The sequence below is a fragment of the Curtanaerobium respiraculi genome (assembly GCF_024609215.1).
GTDB classification, from domain to species: Bacteria; Actinomycetota; Coriobacteriia; order Coriobacteriales; family Eggerthellaceae; genus Curtanaerobium; species Curtanaerobium respiraculi.
This window is the reverse complement of record NZ_JANIPD030000001.1, coordinates 11,470-34,384: the sequence shown is the minus strand read 5'-3', so window position 1 is coordinate 34,384 and position 22,915 is coordinate 11,470. Positions and strand designations below refer to the sequence as shown.

The following is a 22,915-nucleotide window of genomic DNA, read 5'->3' as shown; positions in this document are numbered from 1 at the left end:
CCCTTTCCCGCTATGCTGCACAAGCCCCTGGACGAAATATTCCCCGATCCGCCCGCCGGATTGGACGCCGCCCCCCTCGACCCCGCGCAGGTGCCCGAGCACGTCGCCATCATCATGGACGGCAACGGGCGGTGGGCCAAGAAGCGCGCGCTCAACCGCCTGAGCGGCCACAAGGCCGGCATCGGGGCGGTGCGCGAGGCCATACGCTGCGCCAGCGATTGCGGCGTGCGGTATCTGACCATCTACTCGTTCTCCACCGAGAACTGGAAGCGCCCCGCCGACGAGGTGGCGGGGCTTATGAACCTGTTCGCCAAGACCATGCTCGCCGAAGTCGACGGCCTGGACGAGGAGGACGTGCGCGTGATGACGATAGGCGATCTGGATGCCCTGCCCCGGGAAACGCGCGACGCTTTCGACGAGGCATGGGAGCGGACGCGGGGCAACACCGGCATGACGTTGGTGGTTGCCGTGAATTACGGGTCGCGCGCCGAGATGCTTGCGAGCGTCCAGCGGATCGTGGACCAGGCGGTGCTCGCGGAGCGCGAGGGGCGCACCATCGCTCCCGTGACCGAGGAGCTGTTCGAGCGGGGCTTGGATACGGCGGATATCCCCGACCCCGACCTGGTGATTCGCACGAGCGGGGAATCCCGGTTGTCGAATTTCCTGCTCTGGCAGGTCGCCTACGCCGAATTTTTCGTCACGCCGGTTCTCTGGCCCGACTTCACGCGCTACGATTTCCTGGAGGCCCTGCTCGATTTTCAGAGCCGGGATCGCCGCTTCGGGGGAGTGCGCTAGCAGATGGATGGGAACCGGGATGAAGGCATCGAGCAGGTGGACGAGCGGTCCCCTGAACGGGATGCTGCCGACGATCCGCTGCATGCCCTCCCGCGCGGGGTGAAGCGCAAGCGCTTCCTGAAGGAGAAGAAGAACCGCGCGAAGACGGCGGCGTACAATAAGACGCCCGACCGCTTCAAGAATGCCACGAGCCTGCAGGTGAGGTTCAGGACCGGCCTGGTATACGTGGTGGTCACCCTCATCGCCGTCATGGTGAACGATGTCACCACCATGCTGTACCTGGCGCTGGTCGCCGCCGTCTGCGCTGGCGAGTTCTATTACATGATGCGCGTCGACTCGAAGATGCCCAACGAGTTCATCGGGGTCATCGGAGCGGCGGCATATCCGATCGCGATGTGGCATTTCGGCTCCATCGGCGTGCTCATGGTGGGCCTGTTCCTGATGATGGGGCTTTTCATCTGGTACGTGTACTGGATGCATGCGCGTGTGGCGGACGTGGCGATCAGCTTCTTCGGCGCGTCGTACACGGGCCTGCTGCTGTCCCCGCTGATCCTGATCCGGTCCACGCTCGCCGAGCCGTGGGGCGGGGTGCTGCTGCTGGTGCTGTTCATGAGCGTGTGGATGAACGATGTCGGCGCATATCTGATCGGAAGCCGCTTCGGCAAGCACAAGCTCGCCCCGCGCACGAGTCCCAAGAAGAGCTGGGAGGGCCTGATCGCCGGACTCGTCGTGTCGGCGGCGTTCTGGTGCTTGATGGTGTTCATCCCCGGCATCTCGATATCTGTTCCGCAAGCGATCGCATACGGCCTGATTTGCGGTTCCGCAGGCGTCTTGGGCGATTTGACCGAAAGCCGCATCAAGCGCAACGTAGGCGTGAAGGATTCCGGGACGATCATGCCCGGTCATGGCGGGCTGCTCGACCGCTGCGACTCGCTGTTTTTCGCGAGCGTCACGGCGGCGCTTCTGCTGCTGATGGGAGGATGCGTTCCGCATGTCTGGTAAAACGCGTATCGCGGTGCTCGGCTGCACCGGTTCGATCGGGGAGCAGACGCTCGACGTGGCGCGTCGCCATCCCGACAAGCTGCAGGTCGTCGCCCTTGCCTGCGGACGCCGCGTGAATGCGATGGTCGATGCCGCACGGGAGGTCGGTGCCTCGTATGTCGCGGCGGGATCGCAGGACGGCCCGGCGATCGGGCGGTCGTGCGGGGGATTGGAAGTCGGCTACGGCATGGATGCCGTGTGCGACCTGGTGCGCTTGCCCGAAGTCGATGCAGTGGTGAATGCCCTGGTCGGCGCTGCGGGGTTGCGTGCGAGTTACGAAACCCTGCGCGCGGGCAAGGTGCTTGCGCTGGCCAACAAGGAATCGCTCGTGGTGGGCGGCGATTTGATCATGCCGCTTGCCGCGGAGCTCGACGAGCGGCGCCGCGCCGACGGCATCGCCCCGGCGGCGGGGCCGGCGGGGGCGCTCATGCCGATCGACAGCGAGCACGGCGCGATCTACCAATGCCTGCTGGGGGAGCGCCGGGAGGAGGTTTCCCGCTTGTGGGTGACGGCGAGCGGCGGCCCGTTCCGCGGACGCACGCGCGACGAGTTGCGCGAGGTCACCGCCGCGCAGGCGCTGGCGCATCCCACATGGAACATGGGTCCGAAGATCACGATCGACAGCAGCACGCTTATGAACAAGGGGCTCGAGGTGATCGAGGCGCATCATCTGTTCGGCATGCCCTACGATCGGATCAATGTGGTCGTGCAGCCGCAGAGCGCTATCCACAGCATGGTCGAATTCGCCGACGGCAGCGTGAAGGCGCATCTGGGGACCACCGATATGCGCATTCCCATCCAGTTCGCGCTCAGCTATCCTGACCGGTGGGACGCTCCGGTGCAGCCGCTCGATTTCACGCAGCTGGGCAAGCTGGAATTCTACCCCGTGGATACCGATACGTTCCGCTGCCTGGCGCTTGCCCGCGCCGCCGGCATCGCAGGAGGGACGCTGCCCTGCGCGATGAACGCCGCGAACGAGGTCGCAGTCGCGGCATTTTTAGCGGGAGATTGCAGCTATCTGGGCATCGCCGATGTCGTGGAGCGCGTGATGGACGCGCATAAGAATTCCGCGGTCGAATCGCTCGAACAGCTCGAGGCCGTCGACGCCGCCTCCCGCGCCGCCGCCCGCTCTTTCCTCCGCTGGTAGCACTCGGCGCAAGGTCGGCTTTCCCGTTCGACGCCACGGCGCTCATATCCGCCAGGAAAACGCGAATCGCCTGATTCCGTCGGACAACATCCGTCCGGCGCACCGTTTGCGAGCGCCAAAAACGCGGGTTTCCGGCTTTCGGCAAAGCTGGAACGCCGTTTTCGGGGCGCTCTGCGCCAACAAAGCCGGTTGCCAGCCTTTTCCGAACCTGCGATTGTTTTCAATAGGGATAATCGATCTGCAAGAATGTTACTTGAACTGGGAAAACGTATAGATTGCCAAATTGCATGGCCGAAACCCAGCTTTACAAAAGGCTGGAAACCGGCTTTGTTGGCGCAACGACCTCTTTTTGGGAACTCCAGGGTGCGGGAAACCGGCAGCCGGCTTTTTGATGCGGGCGTCTCGCCTGGTTCCAGCGAAATCGATTGGCGGGATTTGCGGGTTCGCGGCGGCTTCACAGTGCGCTGACGAGGGCGAAGCCGATGGCGGAGGCGAGCAGGGTGGTGGCGTACGTCGTCGCCAGGTACGCTGCGCAGGTGCGGTAGCGCTTCGAGGAGAAGAGGATCACCGCTTCGTAATTCATTGTCGCGAGCGTGCTGAGCCCGCCGAGGAACCCGACGAAGATCAGCAGGTACGCCATGCCATCGAGCGCCAGGGCCGCGCAGCACCCCGCCCCGAAGCAGGAGATCAGATTGACGATGAGCGTGGGGAAGGGGAACTGCCCCTTGATACGCTCCTTCAGGCTGCGCGTCATGAGCCCACGGCAGAGCGCTCCCAGCGCGCCCCCGACCGAAACCGCGAGGAAAGCGAGCGCGCTCATTCTCCACCTCCGCCCGCTTGGGCAGGGTGTTCCGCAGGGAACGGCCTCTGATCGCGCGCATCCGATTCCATCGGAGGGCGCGCTCCTTCGCCGGGCGACGATCCTGCCGCGCCGCGCCGTGCGCCATCCAGGCTCGAAGTGGTGCAAGCTCCACGATCCGGCGAACGGCCTTCCTGCCCCAAAGCCTCGCCTGCCTCCATCTCCGATTGGGATACCCGGGAGGGCGGGGCGGCGGCCCGGTCGGCTTCGCCATCTTTCCCCGTCTGCTCTTCTCGCAGGCGTTCGTGCAGTTCGTGCTGCCGCCCGCGCAGCCTCCTCATCTGATTGCGCAGCAGCAGGTTGTACGTTCCCCACCCGGCGACCGACGCGAGGAACGAGCATGCAAGCGTCACGGTAAGGTAGACGGCGAACAGCATGCACTGTCCATTCTGCAGCATGCGCAGGCATTCGATGTCGAACGCGGCGAGCGTGGTGAATGTCCCCACCAAGCCGATGCCCATGCCGCGCACGAACGCGTACGGCATGTGGACGCGCCGCCCGAGCCACTGGTAGATCAGGTAGATCGCATAGCACCCGAAGAGGTTGATGATCAACGTGCTCTGGGGGAAGGTCTGGTCGGGGAACAGGAGGATGAGCCCGAAGCGCCCGCAGGCGCCGATCGCGCCGCCGACGAGCACCGTGGCATAGAGGAACGCCGGGGTCGCGATGATGCGCTTGCCTGTTTCGCTTTGCGGCACGCGTTCCTCCTTATCTGCCGATTTTCATGCGGTTTCCCATCTTAGCGCGAAAGCGCGCCGGGTTGGCTACAATGGCACAGCGCAGATGCGCGAAACCAAGGAGCGTCTATGGAATTCCTCATCGTCTGCCCGCTTGCGCTCATCGCAGGCTTCATCGATGCCGTGGCAGGCGGAGGCGGCCTCGTTTCCATCCCCGCCTATCTTTTCGCCGGCTTGCCCGTGCACAGCGCCATCGGCACGAACAAGCTGTCATCCACCATGGGCACGGCGATCGCCACGTGGAGGTATGCGCGCAACGGGTTCATGGTTCCCACGTTCTGCGCGGCCGGCGTGGCATGCGGGCTGGCGGGCAGCGCCATCGGAAGCCACCTCGCCCTCGCCACGGGCGATCTCATCTTCAAAGCCATCATGCTGGCCATCCTGCCCGTGATCGCGTTCTACGTGATGCGCACCAAGGATTTCAGCACCTTTGCCGAGCATCCGCTTCCTACGTGCGCCGCCGTCCTCGTCACGGCGGCGGTCGCGCTGGCCATCGGCGTATACGATGGATTCTACGGCCCGGGTACCGGCACGTTCCTGATGCTGCTGCTCACCCGTCTGGCCCGGCAGGACCTGACGGTGGCCGCCGGGACCACGAAAGCCGTCAACCTCGCCACGAACGCGTCCGCCCTCGTGGTGTTTTTGGCGAACGGCGTGGTGCTGCTCCCCCTGGGGCTTGCCGCCGGGGCGTTCAACATCGTGGGGAATTGGCTCGGCGCGCGTCATTTCACCTCGAAGGGGAGCAAGGCGGTGCGGCCCATCATGCTGCTCGTCCTCGCCCTGTTTGCCGTGAAGCTCGTTGCCGATCTGGTTGCCGCTTAGGCGCGCGGCGCGGTCGAAGTACGCTACCATAGGGGACGCTGCGAATCCGTTCCGATCGATCCGATTGGACATTTTGTCGAAAGGACCCATCATGCTCGTCCTCGTTGTGAATGCGGGAAGCTCGTCGCTGAAATGCCAGCTGATCGAGACCGATGGCAAGAAAACCCTGGTGCGAGTGCTGGGACAGCGTCTCGGCTTGCCTCAGGCGACGTTGAGGATCGATTTCGGGAAGGGCGGCGAGCATGTGAACTACCCGGGCCTTTCCGTGGTGGGCGCCATGCAGCGCACGCTCCGCGCGCTGGAAAACGATGCCGACAGCCCGCTTTCCTCCCTGGAGGAGATAGAGGCGATCGGCAACCGCATCGTGGCGGGCGGCGAATACTTCTCCCATAGCGTGCAGGTGGACAAAGAGGTCCTGGACAAGATCGAGGAATGCAGCGCGCTTGCCCCGCTGCACAACCCCGCCGCCGTGGCGTGCATCAAGGATTTGAAGAAGCGCCTGCCAAACGTGCCGCAGGCCGTCGTATTCGACACGGCGTTCCACCAGACCATGCCTCCGAAGGCGTATCGCTACGCCCTGCCGAAGCGCTACTACACCGACTACCATATCCGCCGTTACGGCGCCCATGGCACGAGCCATCGTTACGCGGCGAACCAAGCCGCGCATCTGCTGGGCAGGCCGCTGAAAGATCTCGGCCTCATCACGTGCCATCTGGGCAACGGCGGCTCCATCGCCGCGGTCGATGGCGGGCGCTCCGTGGATACCACCATGGGGTTCACCCCCCTGGAGGGGCTGATGATGGGCACGCGCTCGGGTTCCATCGATCCCGCCATCATCACGTTCATCATGCGCCGCGAAGGGCTCACCTACGACGAGATGGACGATATCCTGAATCGGCAGTCGGGGCTTCTGGGCGTTTCCGGCCTGTCCAGCGACATGCGCGAGATTTTGGATGCCGCGCGAGAGGGCGACGAGGACGCCGCCCTTGCGCGCGATATGTACATGTACGCCGTGCAGAAGGCGATCGGGAGCTACTACGCGGTGATGACCCGCACCGATGCGGTGGTCATGACGGCGGGCATTGGCGAGAACAGCGCGGAGATGCGCGAGCGGGTGTTCGAGCGCCTGGCCCACATGGGCATGATCCTGGACAAGGACAAGAACAATTTCGTGGGCGAGGTCGGGGCGGACCGCGTGGTTTCCGTGGATGACAGCCCCATCAAGATCATCGTCATCACCACCGACGAGGAGCTGCGCATCGCCCGCGAAACCGACGCGATCGTGCAGGGCGAGGTTCCCGGCGAGATCGAGTAGACGAGGGCGTCCGTGGCACGGTATATCGAGTACAAAAACGACGTCCGGCCTGTTCGGTCGGATATGCCCACCTGCCCCGTGCACACTACGGCGAACCTCATCGGGTCGAAATGGAAATTGCTGATCATGCGCGACCTGCTCGGCGGCACGAAGCGCTTCGGCGAGCTGAAGCGCTCGGTGGAGGGTATTTCCCAGAAGGTCCTCACAAGCAACCTGCGCGAGATGGAGAAAGACGGGCTTATGGTCCGCCGCGTCTATTCCGAGATGCCTCCGCATGTAGAATACCTGCTCACGTCCACGGGCGAGAGCTTGCGTCCTATCATCGACGCGATGTCGAAATGGGGCGAATGGTACCAGGAGGGCGGCATCATCGGGGTGCGGGGAAAATAGGAGGCGCGCGCACATGGAGAAAGCGCAGCAAGATGCAAGCCAGCAGGATAAGGCGAAGCGCCGGTGGCTGATCGCCATCGCGGCCGTCGTCGCTTCGTTTCTGATCGTGATCCCCGGCATCATGATGGCGATTTCGAACCATAACTCGTACGGGCGCAACACGTCGACCGAGGACGCGGTCACCCTTCGCTACTCCGATCTGGATCCTGCGGCGAACCCGCGGGAAGAGGTGGCGTTCCCCAGCGGGGGCGTGCAGCTGCGGGGGTATATCTTCCCAGCCCAAGGGGTTGACAAGCCCGTTGGCCTTGCGGTGTTCGTGCACGGCTTGAACAGCGATGCGGACACAATGCTCCCCTTGGTCACGTATTACCAGCAGCGCGGCTGGACCTGCTTCTCCTTCGATTGCACGGGGTCGGGTAAGAGCGGTGGCGATGCGGTGCGCGGCCTGTGCCAGCATAGGTTCGATCTGGAAGCGGCGCTCTCCTACGCCAGCTCGCGTGACGATCTCGGCTCGATGCCGACGGTCCTCATCGGCCATAGCATGGGCGGCCATGCGGTGACCAGCGCGTTTGCGGACGGTATCGCTGATGCGATGGATATCCGCGCGGTCGTGGCGCTATCGGCGTTCGACTCCGCGAACGAGACGACCGATGTGCTTCTGAGCACGTACATGGGGCCCAGCTCGCTGCTGTTCGTCCCGCATGTGTGGATGCAGAACTACCTGGCGTTCGGCGGCGCTTCGGAAACGACGGCGATCGACGGCATCAACGCCACCGACACCCCGTTCATATGCGTCTACGGGACGGAAGACGAGGCGGTGCCGCCCTTCAAATCGGGCATCCCCGCGCATGCATCCCAGATCACGAATCCCAACGTGCAGTTGGTGGAGGTTTCGGAAGAACCACGCAACACGCATTCGGCGCTCTGGTTCACGGCGGATACCGCGCGATATGTGCAAGACCTGTGGAGCGAGCGCGATACCTTGCGCAAAGAGTACGGCACGCCGCTGACCGGCGATGCGTACCAGAACCTGCTCGACCATGTCGACAAGCAGCGCGCGAGCCAGACGGATCCCGCGCTGATGGGGCGGATCGAGGCGTTCTGCCGCGAGAAGGTTTCGTAGGCTGGCAGCTGCAACCTCTTGCCGATAAGCGACGTGGAGCGCCGGTGGGATGGACTCGCCGGCGTTTGGCCCGGCGAGCGGGGTTCCTGGACACGCTTCAAGGGGTCCGCGCCGGGTGGGATGAAATGGCGCGTCCAACCGGCTTTTGCACGCGCCTGCATGCCGCTTCGCCTTCGATGCGCCCGAACCCTTCAGCGAGCCGGATGATCGCGATGCAGCAGCGGGCGGAACATGCGCACGTAGGCGCAGCTCGGCGGCAGGTGGCCATCGAAGAGGGCCGAGCGCAAGCCGACCTTCCTGCAGCGATCGCATGCGTCGAGCCTGCGATCGTAGACGGTGCATGCGCGGGCCTCTTCATCTAAGAACTCGCACGGTGCGCACCAATCGACCATAACGTTGCCGTCCGGATCGACGTCGCGCTCATGGCAGCAGAGCGTGCAGCGATCGCATATATCCTCCCATCGCGTGCGTACGCTGAGGTATTGCCTCACCACTGCGATCACGCCCATGCGCCGCTCCCGCCTTCCCCGCGTTTTCCTTTAATGAGCGTTCCTTCCAAGGATTTTACCGCAGGGGGAGATGGGGGCACGTTCGACTCGGCGGCGCTTTGACGAAGCGGGTTTTCAGGATCCGGTTTTTTCAGCGATGCGACCATGATGCCGAGCAATACCAATGCCATGCCCGCCAGGCGGGCGGATCCCAGCGGTTCCGCGAGGAAGAGCGTCCCGCAGATACCCGCGGTCAGAGGGTTGAGGGCGCAGAAGATCCCCGCCTGCTCAGCAGAGAGGTAGCGCTGGGCAACGGGCTGCAGCGTGAATCCGAAACCCGTGCAAACGAAGACGAGCACCGCTAGGTACAGCCATTCCATGCCGCCGCCTGGCAGGGCGGGGGATTCCAGCGCGAATGCCGCGATCGGGCTCGCAATGCCCATCACCCCGACCTGCAGCACCCCCAGCGTCAACGAGTCGTGCGCGCGTGCGGCGCGGGCGGTGACCATGATGGCGAGGGCGTAGAATACCGCCGCGGCAAGGGACAGGGCTTCGCCCGTGCCGAAACCCGATATTCCCTCCTGCAGCGTGAGCAACCCGACGCCGGCAAGCACGGCGAGGGTGCAGGCGATGTCGCGGATGCGGGGAGCTCTTCGCGCGTGGGCCGCCTCGAGCAGGGGAACGAGCACGATGGCGGTGTTCTCCAGAAAGCATACGGTTGACGAGGCCGAATAGCAGAGCGCCATCGTTTCGAGCGACATGACGATGAAGAACAGGGCGCCGATCGCGGCCCCCCGCCGGATCGTCGCACGGTCCGCCCGCACCAGCTTGCCTCCGAAGAGGAGCGCGAGCAAGGCGGACACGATTCCGAAGCGCAGCGCCATCAGCGTGAAAGGGCCCATTCCGGCAAGGAGCAGCTTGCTGAACATGCAGGCGCTCGCGCGTGTGACGATGATGCCCGCCAGCAGCAGTCCCGCCGTCCTCGTCCCCATCGTCTCGGATCTCCTTTCCGTCTGCGCCCGCGCCGCGAACCCCCGCGCCTGCGCTACAACCCCCCGCGCCTGCGCTGCCGACCGTCACGTTAACGCCCGGAATCGCTCCGGCTGTGTCCAGCTTGGCATTTCGAGATTACCCTCGATGCATTCAAAAATCAGTCTATTGCGTTGATATCATTGCGTAAAGCGATATAAATTCAATAATGAGTTGACGAAAGCGCAATGATAGAGATCGCGATCGCACGAGAGAGGGGAAATCCTTGGACACGCGAAAATGCCGGGCGCTGCTGGAGGCGATCGAATGCGGGAATCTGGCGCGAGCCTCCGAAAAGCTCGGGTACACGCATTCGGGCATCAGCCGGATGATGGCGTCTTTGGAGGCGGAAGTCGGCTTCCCCCTGCTGGTTCGAAGCAAAACGGGTGTCGTCCCCACGCCGGAATGCGAGAGCATGCTGCCGTTGCTGGCGCAGCTTGCCGCCGTGGGGGAGGCGTGCGAGCAGGAGGCTGCCTTAGTGCGCGGCGTCGAGATGGGCATGGTTCGAGTGGGCAGCGCCTATCGCCAGTTCATGAACGTGCTCGCATCGATCATTGCGGAATTCGGGCGGGAGCACCCTGCAATCCGCATTGAGCTCGATGTGCAGAACAGCACGCCCCTTGCTCGGAAGCTGGATGGCCGCATGCTCGATTTCTGCATTGTCAGCAGGCGAGAGGGGAGTTTCGACTGGATTCCCCTTTTGGCCGACCCGATGGTCATGTGGGTGCCCGCATCCCATGCGCTTGTGCAAAAAGGGAGCTATCCCGTCGAACGATGCGCGCACGATCCGTTCATCGAGGTGTACCCCGGGGAGGACAGTGACAATGCCCGCCTGCTCGCCTCTGCGGAAATCGTGCCGTCGCCGCGCTACACCGTTCCCGATACCCGTGCGGCGTACGAACTGGTCGCCGCCGGTTTAGGCGTGGCGATGATGAACGGATTGTATGCGCGCGAGGCGGACGAGAGGGTCGCGTGCCTGCCCGTGTCGCCTGATGCATCCGTGTCTATCGGCATCGCGCACATACCCGAGGATGAGGCCTCGCCCGCAGTCCGGGCGTTCATATCCTTCGCGATTCCCCGCTTGGTCGAAGCAGCGCGGAAGCTGGGGGATTGACTGCGTGGGAAACCGCTTGGGAAGGATGCCGAGGCCGGAAGCTCTGCATGATTCGGACGGCGGTCGATTTCTTTTTGCATCCTTTTCCATGTTGCCGATACATGCCATGGATGGTCGGCGGTCCTCTTTGCAAGAGCCGCGTTGCGACCATTCGCATCCGAGTGCCGGATGTAGATAATTTCCCGATGAGTATAATGGGGTCATGCATTCCCGAGGAAAGAGAGTCCCCATGAGCAAAACGCCCGCGCAGCCCCTTCCCACGTTCGACGAGATTTCCCAGCTGCCCGACCAATGGAGCCTGTACAAAGACTTGATTTCCGGCGTGCCCGGGGGAATCGGCGTGGTGGATGTGACCATCGGGCTGCACTGCATCCTCGTTGAGGCGGAAAGCGGCTTCGGAATGTCCATGGTCGCTCGTGGAGGCGCGGGCTCGTACCGCTTGGACGGCGTCGGTCCTGCGATGGACCTGCGCAGCCTGGCGTGCTTGTCGACCAGCTGGAACTTCTTGGAAGCGAGCGTGGGCGTTGCCGCGCTGAACGCGTGGTACAGCACGCCCGAGCATGCCGAATCGGTCGGCATGCAGGTGGATGAGAAGGGCACCAACGACGGGTTCGACCTGTACAAAGGCATTTGCACCGGGAAGCGCGTCGCCGTGGTGGGGCACTTCCCCATGGTCGAGCGTCTGGGCGAGTATTGCGATCTGACGGTTTTGGAGCGGAATCCGTACGGCGACGATGTTCCCGATCCCGCGTGCGAATTCGTGATTCCCCATTCGGACGTCACTTTCATGACTGGTCTGACGCTGACGAACAAGACCATGCCGCGTCTGTTGGAACTTTCGCGCGCGGGGAGCACCATATTGGTCGGGCCGAGCGTTATTCCCGTGCCCGTGCTGTACGAATACGGTGTCGACTGCATGGGCGGGTCGGTCATCCGCGATCCCGAGCGGGCTCGCCATGCTATCACGAGCGGTTTGGAGCGGGGCGTGTTCCACAATGGTGTGCAGAAGATGCGCGTCGAGCGGCCCGGTTGGCTCGAAAGCCTGCGCTAAGGCATGGAATCGCCTGCCCGATTCGCCTTATCCCCATGAGCTCGAACGAAGGGCTGCTTCGCGTGGGGTGGCCTTTCCCCCAGTGATGGATTTCCCCATTTGAACAGTTTGCGTCCATCTTCCCGAGTCGGTTCGGTTTGCTCGGAAGGCGTATTCCCAATAGTATCGAGTCGGGGTTCTCCTTGGGCGAAGGGGCCAGATCCCGAGCTCACGATGGATGGAGGGAGGTGCCGCGCGCCCGCAAAAGAAGAGGATTTCGGGCAGGTGTCGCCCGCCTTGGCAGTGCACAGGGAGGGCCGCTGTGCACTCGCAAGAGAAGAGGGGGCGATTATGCCGGAGATGGGGAACCTCCCGCTTTGCCTTGAGAAGTGCTGGTGATTTGCATCGAATACCGGATTCCGCGTGGGAGGCTGCTATGCTTTCCCGGAAGCCCGGAAGCCCGGAAGCCCGGAAGCCCGGAAGCCCGGAAGCCCGGAAGCCCGGAAGCCCGGAAGCCCGGAAGCCCGGAAGGATGTGAGCGGATTTGACGGCAGAGCAGTACGAGCGTATGGTCGCGCCCCTGCGCGCGCGGGCTGGCGGCGCCGAGCTGCTCAGCGACGTGAACCGCGCGCTCACGTACCTGGGCTATGTGGCGTACCCGCTTCTGCTCGTCGTGCTGCTTTTCCGGTCGGATCTTGCCCTGCTCGTGCGTTGCGTGCTGGTGCCCGGTGTCGCGTTCGCCGCAATCACCTTGTTCCGCGCCTGGTGCAATGCGCCTCGCCCCTACGAGGTGCTTGCCATCGATCCGCTCATCAAAAAGGACACCGGTGGGAAGTCCTTTCCCAGCCGCCATACGTTCAGCATGTTCATGATCGCCTTCGCGTGGCTTGCAGCGGAGCCCCTTCTCGGCATCCTGCTCCTGCTGGGTGCCTGCGTGCTCGCCGTGGTCCGCGTGCTCGGCGGCGTTCACTTCCCGCGCGACGTCGTCGCGGGGGCGCTCCTCGCCCTCGCCTTCTACATCATCGGTTTCGTTCTCATCCCATAGCCGCCTCGACTGCGATGGTCACGACGAAGCAGAGCGGTTTGTTGGAATTCCAACGATAAGCGAAAAGTTGTCGCGAAAGTCTTTCAAATTCGAGACTTCGTGCAATCTGGGGAGCAGGCTGCTACACTTTACGTTGTGATTACAACGAAAGGAATCCTTATGACGCGCGATCCCATCGACTTCGAATTCCTGGCACGCGCCCCGCTGTTCCGCGGCGCGCAACCTCAGCAGATAAATGGGATGCTCGGGTGCTTGGGCGCGACGCAACGTGCATACGCGAAGGGCGAGCTCATCCTCCGGCGCGGGCAGCGGGCCAAGACGATGGGGCTCGTGCTCGCAGGATCGGTGAGCATCGAATCGAGCGATATATCCGGGTCGGTGAGCGTGCTGGGCCATGTCGGCCCCGGTCGCGTGTTCGCGGAAACCTACGCCGCCCTCCCCGAGGAGCCGATGGTGGTCGACGTCGTCGCGCTCGAACCGACGCGCGTCTTGTTCCTGAACGTCGCCCAGGTCATGCACACATGTTCCCATGCGTGCGCCCACCATCAGCTGATCGCCGACAACCTCTTCGCGATCTTCGCGCGCAAGAACCTGGGGCTGTCGCAGCGCATCTTCTCCAGCGCCCCGAAATCCATCCGTGGCAAAGTGCTCGCCTACCTGGCGTTCCAGGCAAGCGCGAACCAATCGCTCGAGTTCGATATCCCTTTCAACCGGCAGCAGCTTGCTGACTATCTGGGGGTCGATCGCAGCGCGCTTTCCGCAGAGCTCTCCCACATGGCGAAGGAGGGCATATTGGAGACGCGCAGAAGCCATTTTCGCCTATTCGAGCAATAGCCAGGCGCGCCATTGGTCCGAACCCTCGACTAATCTGGCAGGCGCATCTTTTTCACGGCTGGGTTCGTCCGGCTAGGCCGTATACTGGGAGTGCGGGTTCGCTTGAGCGCTCGCATGATTTCCGAGATTGCGGTCAGGTGGAGGAATCAGATGGAGAATCTATCCAAGTACCTGCGCGACACCGATTTGTACCTGTTCGGTGAGGGCAATGCCCAGCGCGCGTACCTCACGTTCGGCTGCCACAAGATAGCCACGGCGAAAAAGGGCGACAAGAAAGGCGATACGTACCTGTTCTGCGTATGGGCCCCGCATGCCGCCGCCGTCCATGTGGCGGGCGAGTTCAACGGCTGGGACGAGGCGGCGACCCCCCTGGAGGAGCCTCATCCCGGCATTTGGGCGGGCACGGTGCGCGGCCTGGAAGATGGCAGCCCATACAAGTACTGCATCACCGGCAAGGACGGGGAAGTACGCTGGAAGGCCGACCCCTACGCGTTCCACGCCGAAAACGGCCTGAGCACCGCCTCGAAGGTGTGGAACCTCGACGGCTATACTTGGGGCGATGCCGCCTGGATGGAGCAACGCGCCGCCCGCGACAATCTGCATGCGCCCATGAGCATCTACGAGCTGCATCTGGGCAGCTGGCGTGTGGGCGAGGGCGAGGTGTACCCCAACTACCGCACCGCGGGAAGCGAGTTGGCGAAGTACTGCAAGAAGATGGGGTACACGCACGTCGAGCTCATGCCTCTGACCGAGTACCCCCTGCCCGCGAGCTGGGGGTACCAGTGCACGGGCTATTTCTCCCCTACGAGCCGCTACGGCACCCCGCAGGACCTGATGGCCATGATCGACGAGCTGCACGGCGCGGGTGTGGGCGTTATACTGGATTGGGTGCCGGCGCATTTCCCGCGCGACTCGTGGGCGCTCGCGCAGTTCGACGGCGAGCCGCTGTACGAATATGCCGATCCGCGCAAGGGCGAGCACATGGACTGGGGCACGCTGGTGTTCGACTACGAAAAGCCGCAGGTCGTCAGCTTCCTCATCAGCTCCGCGATGTTCTTCTTCGACGTGTACCATATCGACGGCATCCGCGTGGATGCGGTATCCAGCATGCTGTACCTCGACTACAGCCGCACGGATTGGGTTCCCAATAAGGACGGTGGGAACATCAACCTGGAGGCCGTCGAATTCCTGCGCAAGCTGAACAGCTCCATCCTGACCACCTATCCCGGCGCGGTCACCATCGCCGAGGAATCGACCGCGTTCCCCATGGTCACCTACCCGCCCGATAACGGGGGGTTGGGCTTCACGTTCAAATGGGACATGGGCTACATGCACGACACGCTCGAGTACTTCCAGATGGATCCGCTCTTTCGCAGCGGCAACCACGACAAGCTCACCTTCGGTATGATGTACGCGTTCAGCGAGAATTTCATCCTCGCATATAGCCATGACGAGGTGGTGCACGGCAAGCGCAGTATGGTGGACAAGATGTTCGGCGATTACGAGCAGAAATTCGCCACGTTGAAGAGCCTCATGGGGTTCCAGTTCGCGCATCCTGGCAAGAAGCTCACGTTCATGGGCGGCGAGTTCGGGCAGTTCATCGAATGGAATTTCGAGCAGCAGCTGGACTGGATGCTCCTGGACTACCCGGCGCACCGGGGCATGCAGAAATTCTCCGCCGATTTGAACAAGCTGTATGCCAAGCACCCGGCGTTGTGGAAGAACGATGACAACTGGGACGGGTTCATGTGGTCGAACGTGGACGACCGCGACGAGAGCTCGCTGGCGATCCTGCGCACCGCCAACATGGGGTTCGACACGCCCGATGTCGTGGCGTGCTTCAATTTCACGCCCAACCCGCTGAACGGCTTCATCGTGGGCCTACCCACCGCAGGCAGCCTGAAGGTGATCCTGAACAGCGATGATCCGAAATACGGCGGCGTCGGCGAGGTAGAGGTCAAATCGGTGCGCACGAAGGGCGAGGGCTTCGTCAACTACCCGTTCTCGGCACATGTGGACATCCCGCCCCTTTCGGCGGTGTATTACGAGTTCAAACGGCGGAAGCCGGCGCAGAAAAAGCCCAAGGCTGCTGCGCTTGGACTTCCGTCGGGGAAGAAGGAGAAGCGATGAGCGAGCATAAAGAATGCGTTGCGATGATTCTTGCCGGCGGTCAGGGCAGCCGTCTGGGCGTGCTCACCCGCAACAGCGCCAAGCCCGCCGTTCCCTTCGGCGGAAAGTACCGCGTAATCGATTTCCCGCTGTCGAATTGCGCCAACTCCGGCATCGACGTGGTGGGGGTCCTCACGCAGTACGAGCCGTTGGAGCTGAACACCTACATCGGCACGGGCTCGCCGTGGGATCTGGATGTCAACGGCGGCGGGGTGTTCGTGCTCCCGCCCTACACGCAGGCGGGTGACGTCGGCCGCTGGTTCGAGGGGACCGCCGACGCGATCTACCAGAATATCAAGTTCGTCGACGGCTATCACCCGGATTACATCGTCGTGCTCTCCGGCGACCACATATACAAGATGGATTACGCTGCGATGATGCGCTTCCATAAGAACCACGAAGCGGATGCGACCATCGCGGTCATGCCCGTGCCCATGGAGGAGGCCAGCCGCTTCGGCATATTGGACACCGCTGCGGACAGCACCACGGTCACGGCATTCGTCGAAAAGCCCGAAGATCCGCCCACCAACCTCGCCAGCATGGGCATCTATGTGTTCACCTGGCCCGTTGTGCGGCAGTACCTCATCGACGATGCCGCGAATGCGAACAGCAGCCACGATTTCGGGAAGGACATCATCCCGGCGCTGCTCGACACCGGGCGAAAGCTTTCCGCCTACCGCTTCGAGGGGTATTGGCGCGACGTGGGCACCATCGACAGCCTGTGGGAGGGCAATATGGACCTGCTGAACGAGGTCCCCTCCCTGGACATGGGCGACAACAGCTGGCATATCTACACGCGCAGCCCCAACCTGCCCGCCGCCCTGATCGGACCGGACAGCCGCCTGGATACGTGCCAGGTCGCGGAAGGCTGCGACGTGCGGGGCAATGTGGAGCACAGCATCCTGTTCCAGGGCGTGCAGGTGGCCGAGGGGGCCGTGGTGAAGGATAGCGTCATCCTCGGCGGGACCCGCGTCGGCCCGGGCGCCGTGGTGGCGCGCTCGGTCGTGGCGCAGAACGTCAACATCGCGGCGGATGCCGTGGTGGGCGGCGAAGGCGAGTTGGTCGTCATCGGCGCCGGTGCGCAGATTGGCACGGGGGCGCAGGTCGAGCCGGGGGCCAGCATCGAGCCCGATGCCATCTTCAACGCCCTGGAGGAAACGAACGAAGAAGGGGAGGAGTAACCCATGAACGATGCCTTCTCCATTGTCTATGCCGAGCAGGGCTCCCCGATGCTGCGTGAGCTCATCGCGCTGCGAAGCGTCGCCGCGCTTCCCTTTGCCGGCCGTTACCGCATCATCGACCTGCTGCTGTCCAACCTCGCCAACAGCGGCATCCACAACGTGGGGCTGATCACCCAGCGCAACTACAAATCGCTCATGGACCAGATCGGCAGCGGCAAGCCTTGGGATATGTCGAAGAAGAACGGCGGCATCATGGTGCTGCCCCCTTACGACCTGGACGCCAGTCCCGGCCAGTATCACAGCGTCTGCGATGCGCTCTTCGCCAAGCGCGATTTCATCAACCACCAGCGCCGCTCCTATTGCCTGGTGCTTGAAACGAATGCCGTGTACACGCAGGACTACAGCGTCATGTTCGACCGCATGCAGGAGACGGGGGCGGATATCGCCATACTCTGTTCGCGCAACGAGCGGCTCATGGCGGACGGCACCTCGAAGGCCACCTTCGTGCAGGCCGATGACGATGGCGTGGTGAAGGACGTAAGCTACGAGCCCTTCAACCCGTCGGGCTACGTCGAAAGCCTGGGCGCGGTGCTCATCCGCAAGGACCTGCTGGGCCGCTTGGTCGAAGACGCCTGCGCGCAGGGCCATTACAACTTCTCGACCGACGTGCTGGAGCCGGCCGCCAGGAGGTACAAGGTGGTCGCCGTGATGCACGAAGGGTACGCCGCGCGCGTGACCTCGGTGAAAGCGTATTTCGATCTGAACCACGACATGCTGGATCCCGGCGTGCGCCGCAGCCTGTTCTTCTCGGAGAATCCGGTGTACACCAAGACGCTCGACGCCCCGCCCATCAAATTCAAGCGCGGCTGCCAGGTGTCGAACAGCTTGTTCGGCAACGGGTGCATCGTGCGCGGCCGGGTGGCGGACAGCGTGATCTTCCGTGGGGTTACCATCGACGAAGATGCCGACGTGGAGAATTGTATTATCATGCAGAACACGCATGTGGGCCGGGGAGCCCATTTGCGCAACATGATCATCGATAAAGATGCCACGATAGCCCCGAAGGCACGCTGCGTCGCGTTGCCCGAATCTCCCCTGATAGTTCGCAAAGGGGCGGTCGTTGAAGGAGAGAATTCATGACGGAGTCCAAGGATCCGAACAAGAGGGCGGCGACGGCCGCGGCAAAGGCCGCGCCTCCGACGAAGGAGCCGGCTGCGAAGCCCGCAGCCGCGAAGACGGCGCCCAAGGCAGGTGCCAAAGCCGCTTCCAAGGCAACGGCCGCGAAGAAGCCGGCTGCGAAACCCGCGTCTCGAACCGCTTTCGCCGCTAAAACGCCGGCCGCGAGCAAGGTTGCGGTGGCCAAGGCGACCGCGAAGGCCCCCGCCGCCAAGACCGCGCCGAAGCGCGCGACGGCCGCCGCGAAGCCCGCTGCGACGAGCAAACCTGCGGCGAAGGCCCCTGCGGCGAAGCCCGCAGCCAAGCGCAGCGCTGCCGCCAAGCCAGCGGTGAAGACCGCCGCGGCATCTGCTGCGAATGCCGCCCCGGCGACGAAGGTCGACAGCGCATCCGCCGCAAAAGCCGCTGCCGCGGTTGCTGCTCCTGCCGAGGCTGCTGCGCCAAAACCTGCAACCAGGCGCGCTGCTGCTAAAAAGCCGGCAGCCAAGGCTGCGACGCGCAAGTCCGCCGCCAAGCCCGCAGCAAAGGCAGGGTCATCTGCGAAGAAGGCTCCTGCTGCAAAGGCTGCCCCGGTGAAGAAGGCCCCTGCTCCCAAGGCAGCGCCGAAGGCGGAGGCTCCCAAGGAGTTCGCCGACCTTCCCCCCGTTCTCATCGCCGCCGCCGAGGCGGCCCCCATGGCGAAGACTGGCGGCCTGGCGGATGTCGTGGGCGCCCTTCCCAAATACCTCAGGGAGCTGGGCGTGGACGCGCGCATCATCATGCCGTTCCACCGCGTGATCAAGGAGAGATACGGCCATCAGGTCGAGCACCTGTTCGACTTCGAGGTGAAGCTCGGTTGGCGCACGCAATACGTCGGCATCGAGAAGCTCGACCACGAGGGAACCGTCTTCTACTTCATGGATAACGAGTTCTACTTTGGCGGCCCCATCTACTGCGGCGGCGAGTTCGAAGGAGAGCAATACGCATTCTTCACCCGGGCGGTGCTCGATGCGCTGCCCAACTTGGACTTCGAGCCGGGGATCCTGCATTGCAACGACTGGCACACGGCTATGATGCCGATGCTCGCGAAGACGCAGTACCCCGATTGGCTGCAGGGCGGCCTGAAAACGCTCCTCACCATCCATAACCTGGGCTACCAGGGCAAATTCAGCCATGAACTCGATCAGGACCTGCTCGGCGTGGACGACCGGTTCTCCACCCCGGAATTCCTCGAGCACTACGGCTGCGACAACATGCTGAAGGCGGGCATCGTGTTCGCGAACAAGGTGAACACCGTCAGCCCCACGTACGCGCACGAGATCACCACGCCGGAGGGCGGGGAAGGCCTCGACGGCATATTGCGCGCACGCGATATCGGCCACGACCTTTTCGGAATCCTCAACGGCGTCGATTACGATGTGTGGGATCCTCAAACCGACCCGTTCATCGGCCATCGCTACAGCGCCGATGACCTGTCGGGCAAGAAGCTCGTCAAGCAGGAGCTGCTGGCGGAGCTCGGCTTGGAGGGCGGCGATGCGCCGCTGTACGCCATGGTGGGCCGCCTGGTTCCCCAGAAGGGGCTTTCCCTGGTGGAGGGCACGCTCGACCGCCTGCTGGCAAGCGATGCGCGCGTGATCGTCCTGGGCACGGGCTATCCCGAGTTCGAAAGCTGGCTGCACGACGCGGAATGGCGCCATCATGGCCGCCTGTGCAGCTACATCGGCTACAACAACGATCTGGCCCATCGCATCTACGCCGGCGCGGATTTCTTCATGATGCCCAGCCAGTTCGAGCCGTGCGGCATCTCCCAGCTGATCGCCATGCGCTACGGCACGCTTCCCATCGTGCGGGAGGTCGGCGGTCTGGCCGATACGGTGCAGCCGTACAACCAGTATACGGGCGAGGGCACCGGCTTCTCGTTCCGCAACTACGATAACAACGAGTTCCTGGACGCGTTGTGGCGCGCCCATGGGGTGTATGAAGACGATCGCGACGGCATGGAGAAGCTCATCCGCAATGCCATGGCGGTCGATTTCGGGTTCGCCCGCTGCGCCCGTTCTTACGCGGAGCTCTACCGCCAGCTATAGCGCAAACACGTTCTGGCCGACGCCCTTCCGCGGCGTCGGCTTTTGTTTTTCGAGAGGGAAGGCTTGAGAAACCATGTCTGAGGAAAAAGAAGTTCAGCCGCAGCCCAAGGCGGCGCGCACGGCCGAGATCTGCGAGCGCATCGAGAAGCGCCTGCGCAAACGCTACGGCATCACGTCGGAAGACGCCTCGACCGAGCAGATCTACCAGGCCGTGGGGCGGTGCGTGCGCGACGACATCGTCGACGTGTGGATCGACGGCCGCAGCGCGTCGCAAAAGCAGGGCAACAAGTGCCTTATCTACCTGTCCGCGGAGTTCCTCATGGGCCGGGCGCTCACCAACAACTTGGTGAACATGGGGCTGTACGAGGATTACGCCGCGGCGCTGGAGAGCATGGGCGTCGATTTCGGCGTCATCGAGGACGAGGAGGCCGACAAGGGCCTCGGCAACGGCGGCCTGGGCCGCTTGGCCGCCTGCTTCCTCGACAGCCTCTCCACGCTCGAATTCCCCGCCATGGGGTTCGGCATCCGCTACGAGTACGGGCTGTTCCGCCAGGAGATCGAGCACGGACGCCAGGTCGAGGTGCCCGATGACTGGGACGCCGAGGAGGACGTCTGGCAGATGGAGCGCTCCGACCGCATGGTCGAGGTGCGCTTCGGGGGCCACGTGGAGGAACATTGGGATGACGAGGGGCATCTGCAGGTGGAGTACCATGATTACCAGAGTGTGTACGCGGTGCCGCACGACATGCCGGTGGTGGGCTATAAGACGAAATGCCCCGCGACGCTGCGCCTATGGGCGGCCCAGGCCCCCAAGGAGCTCGACCTGATCAGCTTCAACCAGGGCGATTACGCCGCCGCGGCGGCCGAGCGCGAGCTCGCCGAGACCATCTCGAAGGTCCTGTACCCCGAAGACAGCCATTCGTCGGGCAAGGAGCTGCGCCTGCGCCAGTTCTACTTCCTCGTCTCCGCGACCATGCAGTCGGTCATCTACTCGTATAAGAAGCGCAATCCCGACGATGTGCGCCTGCAGGGGCTGCCGGACAAGATCGCCGTCCAGATCAACGACACGCATCCCGCGCTCTCCATCCCCGAGTTCATCCGTATCCTCATCGACAATGAAGGGTTGACGTGGGAGGAAGCCGTCGACCTTGCCACGCGCACCTTCAACTACACCAACCACACCATCATGCCCGAGGCGCTCGAGAAGTGGCCCGCCGATGTGCTGCGCAACCTGGTGCCGCGCATCTACCGCATCATCGAGACGATCGACGCCCGCGTGCGCGACCGAATCTGGCAGCAGTATCCCGGCGACGCGGACCGCATCGCCCGCATGTCCATCATCAACGGCGGCGAGGTGCGCATGGCGAACCTGTGCGTGCTGATGTGCGGGCATACCAACGGCGTGTCGCAGCTGCACGGCCGTCTGCTGCGCACGAGCGTCTTCCGCGACTTCTACGCGCTCTACCCCGAGCGGTTCAGCGGCATCACGAACGGCATCACGCAGCGGCGCTGGCTGGCGGTCGCCAACCCGCAGTTGAACAGCTTGGTCGACAAAACCATCGGGGAGGGGTTCCTCAAAGATTGGACGAAGCTTGCGGATCTGGTCCCCTTTGCGGACGATTCCCGGTTCCGCTCAAAGTTCGCGCAGGTCAAGGCGGAGAAGAAAATCGAATTCGCCGCATGGCTCAAGGCGAAGCACGGCCTGGCCGTCGACCCGGATTCCATCATCGACGTGCAAGCCAAGCGCCTGCACGAGTACAAACGGCAGCTGCTGAAGGTCCTCCATATCCTGAGCCTGTACGACGGCATCGTCAGCGGGCGCATCCAAGACTTCCCGAAAACGACGTTCATATTCGCCGCGAAGGCCGCGCCGGGGTACCGTCGCGCGAAGGACATCATCCGGCTCATCAACGCGGTGTCGCAGCTCATCGCCGACGATGAGCGCACGCGAGATGTCATCCCCGTCGTGTTCGTGCCCAACTACGACGTGACCACGGCGCAGCGGCTCATCCCGGCGGCCGACATATCCGAGCAGATCTCCACGGCCGGGCTGGAGGCGTCGGGTACGGGCAACATGAAGTTCATGATGAACGGCGCGCTCACGATCGGAACCATGGACGGCGCCAACATCGAGATGTCGGAGCAGGCGGGCGAGGAGAACCTGTTCATCTTCGGCGCGCGCGTCGAAGATCTGGACCGCTTGAAGCAGGAAGGGTATCATCCCCGCGGCATCGCCGAGGGCGATCCGCGCGTCGGCAGCGCGCTGCACCATCTGATCGATGGCGGCCTGCCCACCGATGACGGCACCCGGTTCGAGGATATCTACTACTCGCTGTGCCCTGGCGACGGCGGGGACCAGTATTTCGTCCTTCACGATTTCGACGATTACGACCGTGCGTTCTTCCAGGCCATCGACTTGTATGCCAACAACCATGACGAATGGCTGCGGCGCGCGGTCATCAACACGGCGAAATCGGGTTTCTTCAGCAGCGATCGCGCGATCCGGGAGTACAACGACACCATCTGGCATTTGGACGCCCTTGAATAGGGGGTT

General features: G+C 63.4%; 20 protein-coding genes. 16 read left to right on the top strand and 4 right to left on the bottom strand.

All coding sequences use genetic code 11. The features are described from left to right. Positions 1-12: 12 nt before the first annotated feature. The 3 genes from uppS to dxr are packed head-to-tail and all read left to right on the top strand — an operon-like array spanning position 13 to position 2,983. The gene (gene uppS / locus NOV21_RS00135; protein WP_283169615.1) at positions 13-795 is read left to right on the top strand and encodes an undecaprenyl pyrophosphate synthase; all 783 of its coding nucleotides are present in this window, start codon (positions 13-15) and stop codon (positions 793-795) included. 3 nt (positions 796-798) lie between these two features. Beyond that, on the top strand, positions 799-1,797 hold the full coding sequence (locus NOV21_RS00130; protein WP_283169614.1) for a phosphatidate cytidylyltransferase: 999 nt from the start codon (positions 799-801) through the stop codon (positions 1,795-1,797). Next, on the top strand, positions 1,787-2,983 hold the full coding sequence (gene dxr / locus NOV21_RS00125) for a 1-deoxy-D-xylulose-5-phosphate reductoisomerase (RefSeq protein ID WP_283169613.1): 1,197 nt from the start codon (positions 1,787-1,789) through the stop codon (positions 2,981-2,983). The genes NOV21_RS00130 and dxr overlap by 11 nt, the downstream gene beginning before the upstream one ends. Positions 2,984-3,437: 454 nt before the next feature. On the opposite strand, the gene NOV21_RS00120 is transcribed toward dxr, so the two are convergent. After that, on the bottom strand, positions 3,438-3,803 hold the full coding sequence (locus NOV21_RS00120; protein WP_283169612.1) for a fluoride efflux transporter FluC: 366 nt from the start codon (positions 3,801-3,803) through the stop codon (positions 3,438-3,440). Beyond that, positions 3,800-4,540, bottom strand: coding sequence for a fluoride efflux transporter FluC (locus NOV21_RS00115; protein WP_283169611.1), 741 nt, complete (start codon positions 4,538-4,540; stop codon positions 3,800-3,802). Before NOV21_RS00115 ends, NOV21_RS00120 begins: the two co-directional genes overlap by 4 nt. 108 nt (positions 4,541-4,648) lie before the next feature. Here NOV21_RS00115 and NOV21_RS00110 point away from each other — a divergent pair, with 108 nt between their 5' ends. The 4 genes from NOV21_RS00110 (at position 4,649) to NOV21_RS00095 (ending at position 8,229) form a co-directional block, all read left to right on the top strand. After that, a complete protein-coding gene (locus NOV21_RS00110; RefSeq protein WP_283169610.1) occupies positions 4,649-5,401 on the top strand; it encodes a sulfite exporter TauE/SafE family protein in 753 nt (250 codons plus the stop codon). A gap of 91 nt (positions 5,402-5,492) precedes the next feature. Continuing rightward, positions 5,493-6,716 carry an acetate/propionate family kinase gene (locus tag NOV21_RS00105; RefSeq protein WP_283169609.1) on the top strand — a complete coding sequence of 408 codons (1,224 nt, stop codon included), beginning with the start codon at positions 5,493-5,495 and terminating at the stop codon, positions 6,714-6,716. 12 nt (positions 6,717-6,728) lie between these two features. Then, entirely contained in the window at positions 6,729-7,106 is a 378-nt protein-coding gene (locus NOV21_RS00100) for a winged helix-turn-helix transcriptional regulator (protein WP_283169608.1), read from the top strand. Positions 7,107-7,119: 13 nt separating this feature from the next. Beyond that, on the top strand, positions 7,120-8,229 hold the full coding sequence (locus NOV21_RS00095) for an alpha/beta hydrolase (RefSeq protein ID WP_283169607.1): 1,110 nt from the start codon (positions 7,120-7,122) through the stop codon (positions 8,227-8,229). A gap of 191 nt (positions 8,230-8,420) precedes the next feature. Here NOV21_RS00095 and NOV21_RS00090 read toward each other — a convergent pair whose 3' ends face one another. Then, entirely contained in the window at positions 8,421-8,738 is a 318-nt protein-coding gene (locus NOV21_RS00090; RefSeq protein ID WP_283169606.1) for a CxxCxxCC domain-containing protein, read from the bottom strand. Beyond that, positions 8,729-9,709, bottom strand: a complete 981-nt coding sequence (locus NOV21_RS00085; RefSeq protein ID WP_283169605.1) for a DMT family transporter — start codon at positions 9,707-9,709, stop codon at positions 8,729-8,731. Before NOV21_RS00085 ends, NOV21_RS00090 begins: the two co-directional genes overlap by 10 nt. A 263-nt stretch (positions 9,710-9,972) precedes the next feature. Here NOV21_RS00085 and NOV21_RS00080 point away from each other — a divergent pair, with 263 nt between their 5' ends. The 9 genes from NOV21_RS00080 (at position 9,973) to NOV21_RS00040 (ending at position 22,909) form a co-directional block, all read left to right on the top strand. Beyond that, positions 9,973-10,860: a LysR family transcriptional regulator gene (locus NOV21_RS00080; RefSeq protein WP_283169604.1), complete on the top strand. Its 888-nt coding sequence runs from the start codon at positions 9,973-9,975 to the stop codon at positions 10,858-10,860. A gap of 229 nt (positions 10,861-11,089) precedes the next feature. After that, positions 11,090-11,911 carry a DUF364 domain-containing protein gene (locus tag NOV21_RS00075; RefSeq protein WP_283169603.1) on the top strand — a complete coding sequence of 274 codons (822 nt, stop codon included), beginning with the start codon at positions 11,090-11,092 and terminating at the stop codon, positions 11,909-11,911. Positions 11,912-12,434: 523 nt separating this feature from the next. Continuing rightward, positions 12,435-12,935 carry a phosphatase PAP2 family protein gene (locus NOV21_RS00070; RefSeq protein ID WP_283169602.1) on the top strand — a complete coding sequence of 167 codons (501 nt, stop codon included), beginning with the start codon at positions 12,435-12,437 and terminating at the stop codon, positions 12,933-12,935. Positions 12,936-13,094: 159 nt separating this feature from the next. Continuing rightward, complete coding sequence (locus NOV21_RS00065; RefSeq protein ID WP_283169601.1) at positions 13,095-13,769, top strand: Crp/Fnr family transcriptional regulator; 675 nt, start codon at positions 13,095-13,097, stop codon at positions 13,767-13,769. Positions 13,770-13,919: 150 nt separating this feature from the next. Beyond that, the gene (glgB, locus tag NOV21_RS00060) at positions 13,920-15,899 is read left to right on the top strand and encodes a 1,4-alpha-glucan branching protein GlgB (RefSeq protein WP_283169600.1); all 1,980 of its coding nucleotides are present in this window, start codon (positions 13,920-13,922) and stop codon (positions 15,897-15,899) included. Further along, complete coding sequence (locus tag NOV21_RS00055) at positions 15,896-17,119, top strand: glucose-1-phosphate adenylyltransferase (RefSeq protein ID WP_283169599.1); 1,224 nt, start codon at positions 15,896-15,898, stop codon at positions 17,117-17,119. The genes glgB and NOV21_RS00055 overlap by 4 nt, the downstream gene beginning before the upstream one ends. Before the next feature lie 3 nt (positions 17,120-17,122). Then, entirely contained in the window at positions 17,123-18,259 is a 1,137-nt protein-coding gene (gene glgD / locus NOV21_RS00050) for a glucose-1-phosphate adenylyltransferase subunit GlgD (RefSeq protein WP_283169598.1), read from the top strand. Beyond that, a complete protein-coding gene (locus tag NOV21_RS00045; protein ID WP_283169597.1) occupies positions 18,256-20,361 on the top strand; it encodes a glycogen synthase in 2,106 nt (701 codons plus the stop codon). Before glgD ends, NOV21_RS00045 begins: the two co-directional genes overlap by 4 nt. A gap of 73 nt (positions 20,362-20,434) precedes the next feature. Next, complete coding sequence (locus tag NOV21_RS00040) at positions 20,435-22,909, top strand: glycogen/starch/alpha-glucan phosphorylase (RefSeq protein ID WP_283169596.1); 2,475 nt, start codon at positions 20,435-20,437, stop codon at positions 22,907-22,909. The last annotated feature ends 6 nt before the right edge of the window (positions 22,910-22,915 follow it).